Raw genomic sequence first — 9,164 nt, 5'->3', positions numbered from 1 at the left:
CGATCTGGACGTTCGCGGTCATTGCCGGGGCGATCTGGGCGGAGGCCGCCTGGGGCCGCTACTGGGGCTGGGATCCGAAGGAGACCTGGTCGTTCATCACCTGGGTGATTTACGCCGCGTACCTGCACGCGCGGGCCACAGCGGGTTGGAAAGGCAGCAGGGCAGCGGCGATCTCCCTGCTGGGTTTCAGCGCGTTGTTTATCGATTACTATCTGGTGAACCTGGTGATTTCCGGCCTGCATTCATACGCTGGGGTCAACTGAGACCAGCGGCTGTCGGTTTCAGGTCCGGGACGTGCCGTCGCCGTCCCCACGGCGGATCCGTTCGGACAGCTCGCGCAGGAATTCGGGGTTGTCGTCGGGGGCGACCGGTGGCGGCGTCGGGCCTCGGCGGGCCCAGGGAAACCTGCGCTCGGTGGAGACCCTGTTGCGCTCACCCCAGCGGGCACCGGGGCGTTCGGTCCAGGGCGAGCGACCGCCCCACGCCGGGTGGTCACTGTTCTGCGCGGCACCGGCGCCGCGGCGTGGGCGGCCCAACAGGAACCATGCCACGGCGCCGACGACCTCGAACAGAACGATGATCGCAATCCACGCGAGTTTGGGGAGCGTGCGGACCGAGGCTGCCGGGGTCAGCGCCACGTCAACAATCGCGTAGATCCAGAATCCGAGAAGTGCCAGCGTCAGTACGAAGCCGACCACCGTACCGCCGCCCCTTTCCCTGCTCTCGCCATCCGCCGGGCCCGTACGGGCTGTCGGGACCGCACCGAAGCGCTGATCACCCGCCAGTGCCGTACCGGCCGTCTGCCGTCCACCATGTCCGTCGTTGTTCGACGGTACCGCCAACCATGATGCGCCTGCCCGCACCGCCCGCTGCAAGGATGGTGGCCATGGCCTGGGCGGATCTGCGCGCGTTCCTCGCTCACCTCGAGCGCCACGGTGACCTGCGGCACGTCCGCGTCCCGGTCGACCCGGTCCTGGAGGTCACCGAGATCGTCACCCGGGTTGTCCGGGAGGGCGGACCCGCGTTGCTGTTCGATCGGCCGACCGGCGCCGACATGCCATTGGCGATCAACGTCTTCGGGACGCAGGAGCGGATGGCTGCGGCGTTGGGAGCCGACAGCCTCGACGCGATCGGCGATCGGATCGCCGCCATGCTCAAGCCGGAGATGCCGGTGGGGTTCGCCGGGCTGCGCGAGGTGTTCGGCAAGGTCGCGGCCCTGCGTGCGGTGCCACCGCGCACGGTCCGCACCGCCCCCTGCCAGGACATCGTGCTCAAGGGCTCGGACGTCGACCTGTTTCGGCTGCCCGGGCTGCATTCCTGGCCGGAGGACGGCGGTGTCTTCCTCAACCTCGGACTCACCCACACCAAGCATCCCGAGACGGGCCAACGCAACCTGGGCCTGTACCGGCTGCAGCGGCACGACGCCCAGACGGTCGGCATGCACTGGCAGATCCACAAGGACTCCAACGCCCACCATGCCGTGGCGGAGCGCCGTGGTGAGAAGCTGCCGGTCGCGATCGCGTTCGGCTGCGATCCGGCGGTAACCTATGCGGCGTCGGCTCCACTACCGGCGGAGATCGACGAGTACCTGTTCGCCGGGTTCCTGCGGGGCGAGCGGGTCGAGATGGTCGACTGCCTGAGCGTTCCGCTGCGGGTGCCCGCGAACGCCCAGATCGTGCTGGAGGGCTGGCTTGAGCCTGGGCAACGGCGTCCGGAGGGGCCGTTCGGCGACCACACGGGCTTCTACACGCCGGTCGAACCGTTCCCCGCGCTTCGGGTCGACGTGATGACCATGCAGCGTGACCCGGTCTTCCAGACGATCGTCGTGGGTCGCCCGCCGCAGGAGGACGGGCCGCTCGGAAAGGCCACAGAGCGGATCTTCCTCCCGCTGATCCGGATGATGATCCCGGAGATAGTCGACTACGACCTCCCGGTCGAGGGCGTCTTCCACAACTGCGCCATCGTCTCGATCGACAAGCGGTATCCCAAGCACGCGCAGAAGGTCATGCACGCGATCTGGGGCGCCGGGCTGCTGTCACTGTCCAAGCTTGTTGTCGTCGTCGACGCGGACTGTGACGTTCACGACTACTCCGAGGTGGCCTGGCGGGCGTTCGGCAACGTCGACTACGCCCATGACCTGCTGACCACGATCGGCCCGGTCGACCACCTCGACCACGCGTCCTATGAGCAGTTCTTCGGCGGGAAGATCGGCGTGGACGCCACCCGCAAGCTCGCGACCGAGGGATACCGTCGCGAGGGCGGTTGGCCCGCGGAGGCCGTGATGGATCAGGCAACCAGGGATCTGGTCACCCGGCGCTGGAAAAAGTACGGACTGTGAGTGGTGCCCATGGCCGGGACGCTGTCGGTCTCCGGTCTCCGGTCTCCGGTCTCCGATGGGCGGTGCGGTGGATGGAGTTGATCGCTGGTGAGTGAAGCGGTAGTTGCGCCGGGGATGTCGGGGCCGGCCCCGGCGCCCGACGGCCCGGTTCGCGCCTTCCTGCGGGTGGTGGTGATCGAGCATTCGGTGTTCGCCCTGCCGTTCGCCTACGTCGCCGCGCTCACCGCCTCCTTTGACGTCTCCCGCTCGGTGCACTGGTCGGACCTCGGGCTGGTGACCGTCGCGATGGTCGCGGCCCGCACCTTCGCGATGGCCACCAACCGGATCATCGACCGTACGATCGACGGACGTAACCCCCGCACGGCCGGTCGCGAGTTGGTCACCGGCGTCGTCTCGGTGCGCACAGCCACCGTTGGTGCGGCCGTCGCGTTGGCGGTCTTCTGCGCCTGCGCGGCGGCACTGTCCTGGCTCTGTCTGGCGCTCGCGCCGCTCGCGGTGATTCCACTGGTCGTCTACTCCTATTCCAAGCGGTTCACCAACTTCCCGCATGCCGTCCTTGCGCTGGCACAGGCGGTCGCGCCCATCGGTGCCTGGATAGCCATCACCGGCCGGTGGTCGTGGGCGGGAGTCGTGCTCGGGGTTGCGGTCGGCGCCTGGATAGGCGGCTTCGACCTGATCTATTCCTGCCAGGACGCCGAGATCGACCGCAGCATCGGCGTGGGTTCGGTGCCGGCCCGTTTCGGCGTTCAGGCGGCGTTGACCGCCTCGATCGTCACCCATGTCCTGACGTTCGCCCTCTTTGTCATGTTCGGGCTGATGGAGAACTTCGGCGCCTGGTGGTGGGCGGGTCTGGCCGTGACCGCGGCAGCGTTCTGTTACGAGCACGCGATCGTGTCCGCGGACGACCTGTCGCGGGTGAACCGGGCCTTCCTCACCGCGAACGGTTTCGTCGGTATCGTCCTGTTCGCCTTCGCCGTCATCGACCTGGCCGGGCGTGGCCTGGCCTGGTGACCGGGGCGGGATGTGGGGCGTGGCGTGGGCGGGGCGTGGCTGGAGGCCGACATGGACGGTGGCGAACCGCGGCGACCATGGGTGGTGGGCGTCAGCGGCGCGAGTGGCACGCCGTACGCGGCATCGGTGCTGCGCGGGCTGCTGGACGCCGGTCTGCCGATCGATCTGATCGTCTCCCGGGCCGCCCGGCTCACGTTGCTCGACGAGACCGGCCTGGCCTGGCGGGACAACGCCTGGCCGCAGTCGCTGGCCAGCTGGCTCGGCGTTGACGTTGACGTTGACATTGATGTTGACGCGTCCGCCGGTGTGTCGGGGGCGGCGGCGCAGGGTTGGATCCGCCACTGGTCGCCCGGTGACCTCGCGGCCGGCCCGAGCAGCGGTTCCTACCTGACGAGGGGGATGATCGTCGTTCCGGCGAGCACAGCGGCGGTGGCCGGCATCGCGCTGGGCCTGTCCAAGGACCTGCTGCAACGCGCCGCCGACGTCACCTTGAAGGAACGACGCACGCTGGTCGTCGTCCCGCGGGAGATGCCCTTCACCCGCTCGACGCTGTTACACATGCTGTCGCTGCACGAGGCGGGCGCGGTCGTGGCGGCGGCGAGCCCCGGCTTCTACGCGGGCGCGGCCGACGCGCAGGCGCTCGTGGACTTCGTGGCCGGCAAGGTTCTGGACGCTGCCGGCGTGCCGAACAACCTCCTGCGCCGCTGGACGGGCGAGCTCGGCGCCGCCCGCCGCCCGTCCCCGTGACCGTGCGCGTCAACGGCGCCTGCTACCTGGGCCGTACCGTGAACCCACGGCAGCGGTAGTTGATGCCACGCTGGGGCTTGAGGCACGGGATTGAGGCAGGGATGACCCGTCGTAACGCCGGTAGACCGAACGCCGGTAGACCGAACGCCGGCAGACCGCCCGCCGGAGCGAAACGGACAGCCGGGTCGGGCGACGGTTCGGTGCCGCGCCCTGTCCCCGCCGCCCGGCGTTCCCCACCCGAGCCGGCTGCGCCCGACCGGACTGCGCCCGATCCGACCCCGCCGAACCTTCGGGTGCAGTTGCCGTACTTTGCCGCGCGGATCGCGGTACTGGTCATGGTGCTGGTCGTCCTGCTCATCCTGGGCGTGAATCCGGTTCTGGCGCTGTTGTCCGGTCTGGTGATCGCAGGTGTGCTGACCTACCCGTTGGGCCGGATGCAGCGCCGCGCCGCCGAGCGCGCCGCCGGGCGTCCTGTCGGCAAGCCCGCCGCCCCATCCGACAACCCCCGCTCCTGACCATTCTGTCGCTCCGACAGCGGTTCAAATATGAGGGTGTAGTCGTATTTTTCGTATATGCGTGGTCTGTGTGGTGTCTCAGGTCTGAGTGGCGGGTCGAGGGTCGCTCGCGGTGTCACACTCGATTCATGACCGCACCCGTTCTTCCGCGCCGCTCCGGCGTCGCGCACTCGACCGGGCATGGCCGCGATGGCACCGACGGCCATGGCACCGAGGCCCGTCACACCGAAGATCATCCAGTTCGCGTCACCGTCACCCTCCCGTCCGACCTTGCCAAGGCCATCCGAGAGGAAGCGGGCCCGCGTGGAGTGAGTCGATTCCTCGCGGAGGCGGCCCGACAGCAGCTGCAATATCGCAACCTCGGACGGTTTCTCGGCGAACTCGACGAGCGCGATGGTCCGTTGACAGAAGTTGATCAATCGATCGCGGACGCGCTGTGGCCGGACGCTCCCGGCGCCTGAAAGGCTCCGCAGCTGCTCCTTCTGGCGGCACGGTGGTGCTTGACGGAGAGGGGCTGCGAGCTGCGGCGCTCGGACAGACCTACGTACGTGCCCTGCTCGATTCGACCCGGCGGCGACGTGGAGCCGTCGTGACCACTTCGATCATTCTCACCGAGGTACTCCGGGGTCATCGCAGGGACGCGCAGGTCCACAAGCTGCTGGGCGGTCTCCGGGTTGATTCCGTCACCCCGGAGATCGGGCACCTCGCCGGGGAGCTGCTCGGTTCGCTGGACATGAACAACACGGTGGACGCGGTGGTTGCCATGACCGCGTTGCGCGCGGAGCCTCCGGTGCTGGTGCTGACCAGCGATATTGGTGATCTTGGACGGTTGCTGGGGGAACGGCCCGACATCCGGGTCGTGCAGGTGTGACGTCAACCGGATGTCGCCGGACGGCACCGCCCGGGGTGGATGGTCACAGTGCCGGGCGTCACGTGGTGGCCGGCTGCGCGAGCGGGCGGGACTACGCTCATCTTCATGGACGCCGGGTTCAAGCGTGAGATCGAAGCCAAGGTCGCCGGCGGCGAGCGGCTCAGCCGCGCCGACGGCGAGGCCCTCTACGCCAGTGACGAGCTGGCCTGGCTGGGGGAGCTTGCGCACTCCGTCCGCGTCCGCAAGAACGGCGATGCGACGTATTTCAACGTCAACCGGCATCTGAACCTCACCAACGTGTGCGCGGCGTCCTGCGCCTACTGCTCCTTCCAGCGCAAGCCCGGCGAGGCCGAGGCGTACACGATGCGCATCGAGGAGGCGGTGCGGCTGGCCAGGGAGATGGAGCCCGCCGGCATCACCGAGCTGCACATCGTCAACGGCCTGCATCCCACCCTGCCGTGGCGCTACTACCCGCGTTCGCTGCGCGAGCTGTCCACGGCGCTGCCGGGAGTGGCGCTGAAGGCGTTCACCGCCACCGAGATCCACTGGTTCGAGAAGATCAGCGGCCTGCCCGCGGACGAGATCCTGGACGAGCTGATCGATGCCGGTCTGGAGTCGCTGACCGGGGGTGGCGCGGAGATCTTCGACTGGGAGGTCCGCCAGCACATCGTCGGCCACGAAACCCACTGGGAGGACTGGTCGCGTATCCACCGCATCGCGCATTCCAAGGGCCTGCGTACGCCGTGCACCATGCTCTACGGCCACATCGAGCAGCCGCGGCACCGGGTCGACCACGTGCTGCGACTGCGCGAGCTGCAGGACGAGACCGGCGGCTTCGTCGTGTTCATCCCGTTGCGGTTCCAGCACGACGCGGCCGGTGATCCGCGCAACCGACTCATGAACCAGCCGATGGCGACCGGTGCCGAGGCGCTGAAGACGTTCGCGGTGTCCCGGCTGCTGTTCGACAACATCGATCACATCAAGTGCTTCTGGGTGATGCACGGCCTGACCACGGCCCAGCTTGCTCTGAACTTCGGCGCGGACGACCTGGATGGGTCGGTTGTCGAGTACAAGATCACTCATGACGCGGACGGTTTCGGGACGCCCACCACGATGACCCGCGACGACCTGCTCGCCGTGATCAGGGACGCCGGGTTCCGGCCGGTGGAACGCAACACCCGCTACCGGGTGATCCGCGAGTTCGACGGGCCCGACCCTGCTCGCCGGGATCTTCCGCAGCCGATCGGTGCATAGGGTCCCGCGACATGGAAGCAGACCGGCCGGCCACCTCGAACTCCTCGAACACCCGCGCCGCCTCGGACACTGAGGCGGCGCGGTCGAGCGCGCCTGCGGGCCTGGCCAGACCGAAGGGATCGGCCGGTATCGGCTCGATCTTCACGCTGGCCTTCCTGGTGATTCTGGTCCCGGGCGTGGCCGCATACGCCGTGGCGAGGGTGGCTGGTCTGGCGATCGGCCCGGCCGGTCTGCTCGGCCTGTTGGTGATGTTCATCTGTCTTGGTCTGTATCCGTCTGTGTTGCAACGCCTCGGCTGGGTGCGGCGTCGGACCCGTCGGCCGAGATGAGGTGCCGGACCGGGGTCTGTCGTCCGGTCCGGGGACGAGGGAACGAGGGATCGGGAGGATACCGTGGATCTTCGAAGACGGACACCTGACGGCGCGGGGCGGTCGCTGCCCGGGTGGCCGTCGCGCCTGCCGCCACCGGCGCCACCCTCCGGCTCGGGCCTGCTTGCCATCAACGCCCGCTACTTCGCATTGCGAGCTGTGATTTTTGGTGCGGTGCTCGCCGTGGTGCTACTACTGGGCGTGAACGGATTCCTGGCATTCGCCGCGGCCTTTGTGCTCAGTGGGCTCGTGAGCTATCCGGTGGCGCTTCGCCAGCGCCGTGCGGTGCTCGGCGCCCTTGAGGAACGACGCGGCTGGCTGCGTTGACCGGTGATCCGTTGACCGGCGAGCCGGCGGGTGGGTCGAGGCTGGTGCGGCCACGGGTCGGCCACATCCAGTTCCTCAACTGCCTTCCGCTCTACTGGGGGCTGGTGCACTCCGGCGCGCTCATGGACGTTGAGCTGACCAAGGACACTCCTGACCGGCTCAACGAGGCACTCGTGCGCGGCGACCTCGACATCGGCCCGATCAGTCTCGTCGAGTACCTGCGGCACGCGGATGATCTTATTGCGTTGCCGAACATCGCGGTCGGCTCCGACGGCCCCGTCCTGTCGGTCGCGCTGATCAGCGCCGTCCCGCTGGAGCGGATCCGCTCGGTCGCGTTGGGTTCCACGTCGCGGACCGGCGTCCTGCTCGCACAGATCCTGCTCGAGGACGAACTGGGGTTGGCCCCGACCTACGCCAGGATGCCGCCGGACCTGCCGCTCATGCTGCGCGAGGCCGACGCCGCCGTCTTGATCGGCGATGTGGCGCTGCGCGCCGTCCACGACGCCGAACGGGCCGGGAGCGCCCATCCGCTCCATGTGGTCGATCTTGGGGCGGCGTGGCGGAACTGGTCAGGGCTGCCGATGGTGTTCGCGGTCTGGGCGGCGCGGCGTGACTTCGCCCAGGCCTACCCGGGTGTGGTCAAGGAGGTTCACGATGCCTTCCGCGGCAGCCTCGACCTCGCGCTACGTCAGCTCGACGCGGTGGCCAGGCATGCGGCGCGCTGGGAGGCGTTCGACGCCGCCACCCTGACGCGTTATTTCACGACCCTGGACTTCTCCCTGGGAGATCGCCAGCTTGAGGGTCTGATGGCGTTCGCGGGACGGGCCGCGGCGCGCGGGGTCGTCCCGCCGCGGGCCCGCATCGTCTTCGCCGACGTGTAGGGCCGTCGCTCTTACACGGGCGGGCGAAATCTGTGCGAGAGATCCGCGGGCGGACGTGTCCTCGGTGTGGTTGCCGGTGCGAACCGGGCGACCCGGCGTCTGACCATGGCAACGAGTATCGGAGGCGTCGACGAGCCACCCGGCGCGATCAGTGGATCTTCTGAGTCCGACTTCGATGCTGACGGGTCGATCGCGCGAACCCCACCGCCACCGTCGGTGCCGGTGCCGGTGCCGGTGGCAATCCGAAGGCGTGGCGTGGTGGCCTCGCCCGCGCACTCGTCCGGCGCAGGGAAGGCGGGGGCGGTGTCCGCGCAGTGGACAGCCGTGTCAATCAGCTTGTTCACCGCGAGGGTCCAGGTGCGCAGTCCCTCATGGCCGCTTAGCTCAGTGAAGACGGCCGCCTCCAGGCAACAGGTGCTGGCCTTCTCGAACTCATAGTTGTCCAGCAGGGCAATCGCCTGCAGACCTGCGAGATGGCCCGCAATCATGAAAAGGCGGAACTGCTGATGGGGAAGCATTCGGGTTCGAAGGAGAATGTCGGCAGAGCGCTGCTGCTCCTGCACGCGGACGGTGATATCGGCGGGAGTGAGCTGGTCAGCGGATCTGATCAGTTCCGCTACCTGCTGGTCGAGGACGTCCAGCTTTCGGTCGGAGGTCTGATGGTCGAGCAGGTGGCGGATCCTGCGGCGGGATTCGACCTCCGGGTTGGGAGCGTGCTGCATTCGTTCGGAGCGGGCTTCGATCGCGGCCAGCCGAAGTGCCACGAGAGCGCCGTCCGCCGCCAGGGCCGCGTCGACGGCCGCGAGGACCGGTCGTGTGGGTATACCGCGGCTGGGCTGTTCCAGCTGGCTG

Annotated in this window: 13 protein-coding genes; 11 read left to right on the top strand and 2 right to left on the bottom strand. The window is 68.5% G+C overall.

Annotated elements, in window-relative coordinates; translation table 11 throughout:
• Positions 1–263: cytochrome c biogenesis protein CcsA (gene ccsA, locus U9977_RS09365; protein WP_322748811.1), on the top strand; the 263-nt coding region annotated here is incomplete at its 5' end.
• Positions 264–281: 18 nt separating this feature from the next.
• Here the strand turns inward: ccsA and U9977_RS09360 are convergent.
• A complete protein-coding gene (locus U9977_RS09360; RefSeq protein ID WP_322748810.1) occupies positions 282–842 on the bottom strand; it encodes a PLD nuclease N-terminal domain-containing protein in 561 nt (186 codons plus the stop codon).
• Positions 843–886: 44 nt separating this feature from the next.
• On the opposite strand from U9977_RS09360, the gene U9977_RS09355 reads away from it, so the two are divergent.
• The 10 genes from U9977_RS09355 to U9977_RS09310 all read left to right on the top strand — a co-directional run bounded on the left by U9977_RS09355 (position 887) and on the right by U9977_RS09310 (position 8,312).
• Complete coding sequence (locus tag U9977_RS09355; protein WP_322748809.1) at positions 887–2,338, top strand: menaquinone biosynthesis decarboxylase; 1,452 nt, start codon at positions 887–889, stop codon at positions 2,336–2,338.
• Between the two features lie 87 nt (positions 2,339–2,425).
• Entirely contained in the window at positions 2,426–3,349 is a 924-nt protein-coding gene (gene mqnP / locus U9977_RS09350; protein WP_322748808.1) for a menaquinone biosynthesis prenyltransferase MqnP, read from the top strand.
• Between the two features lie 51 nt (positions 3,350–3,400).
• Positions 3,401–4,096, top strand: a complete 696-nt coding sequence (locus U9977_RS09345; RefSeq protein ID WP_322748813.1) for a UbiX family flavin prenyltransferase — start codon at positions 3,401–3,403, stop codon at positions 4,094–4,096.
• Between the two features lie 200 nt (positions 4,097–4,296).
• Positions 4,297–4,611 (top strand): hypothetical protein, encoded by a 315-nt coding sequence (locus tag U9977_RS09340; RefSeq protein ID WP_322748807.1) that lies wholly within the window; start codon positions 4,297–4,299, stop codon positions 4,609–4,611.
• Between the two features lie 128 nt (positions 4,612–4,739).
• Positions 4,740–5,072 (top strand): CopG family transcriptional regulator, encoded by a 333-nt coding sequence (locus tag U9977_RS09335; RefSeq protein WP_322748806.1) that lies wholly within the window; start codon positions 4,740–4,742, stop codon positions 5,070–5,072.
• A 128-nt stretch (positions 5,073–5,200) separates the two neighbouring features.
• A complete protein-coding gene (locus tag U9977_RS09330) occupies positions 5,201–5,482 on the top strand; it encodes a hypothetical protein (protein ID WP_322748805.1) in 282 nt (93 codons plus the stop codon).
• Between the two features lie 105 nt (positions 5,483–5,587).
• The gene (gene mqnE, locus U9977_RS09325) at positions 5,588–6,736 is read left to right on the top strand and encodes an aminofutalosine synthase MqnE (protein ID WP_322748804.1); all 1,149 of its coding nucleotides are present in this window, start codon (positions 5,588–5,590) and stop codon (positions 6,734–6,736) included.
• Between the two features lie 11 nt (positions 6,737–6,747).
• Positions 6,748–7,065 (top strand): hypothetical protein, encoded by a 318-nt coding sequence (locus U9977_RS09320; protein WP_322748803.1) that lies wholly within the window; start codon positions 6,748–6,750, stop codon positions 7,063–7,065.
• A 63-nt stretch (positions 7,066–7,128) separates the two neighbouring features.
• Positions 7,129–7,431, top strand: coding sequence for a hypothetical protein (locus tag U9977_RS09315; protein WP_416210231.1), 303 nt, complete (start codon positions 7,129–7,131; stop codon positions 7,429–7,431).
• A gap of 11 nt (positions 7,432–7,442) precedes the next feature.
• Positions 7,443–8,312: a menaquinone biosynthetic enzyme MqnA/MqnD family protein gene (locus U9977_RS09310; RefSeq protein WP_416210534.1), complete on the top strand. Its 870-nt coding sequence runs from the start codon at positions 7,443–7,445 to the stop codon at positions 8,310–8,312.
• Positions 8,313–8,323: 11 nt separating this feature from the next.
• On the opposite strand, the gene U9977_RS09305 is transcribed toward U9977_RS09310, so the two are convergent.
• Positions 8,324–9,164 (bottom strand): transcriptional regulator (locus U9977_RS09305; protein WP_322748801.1); only part of this gene is annotated, 841 nt, incomplete at its 5' end.

It is taken from the genome of Protofrankia sp. Cas8 (assembly GCF_963555845.1).
Taxonomy (GTDB): Bacteria; Actinomycetota; Actinomycetes; order Frankiales; family Frankiaceae; genus Protofrankia.
This window is presented reverse-complemented; position numbering and strand designations above follow the sequence as displayed.

Bases quoted from the DNA above. Each gene is read 5' to 3' on its own strand.
- U9977_RS09345 (WP_322748813.1), top strand. From the start codon at position 3,401: ATGGACGGTGGCGAACCGCGGCGACCATGGGTGGTGGGCGTCAGCGGC.
- U9977_RS09335 (WP_322748806.1), top strand. From the start codon at position 4,740: ATGACCGCACCCGTTCTTCCGCGCCGCTCCGGCGTCGCGCACTCGACC.
- U9977_RS09355 (WP_322748809.1), top strand. From the start codon at position 887: ATGGCCTGGGCGGATCTGCGCGCGTTCCTCGCTCACCTCGAGCGCCAC.
- U9977_RS09320 (WP_322748803.1), top strand. From the start codon at position 6,748: ATGGAAGCAGACCGGCCGGCCACCTCGAACTCCTCGAACACCCGCGCC.
- mqnE (WP_322748804.1), top strand. From the start codon at position 5,588: ATGGACGCCGGGTTCAAGCGTGAGATCGAAGCCAAGGTCGCCGGCGGC.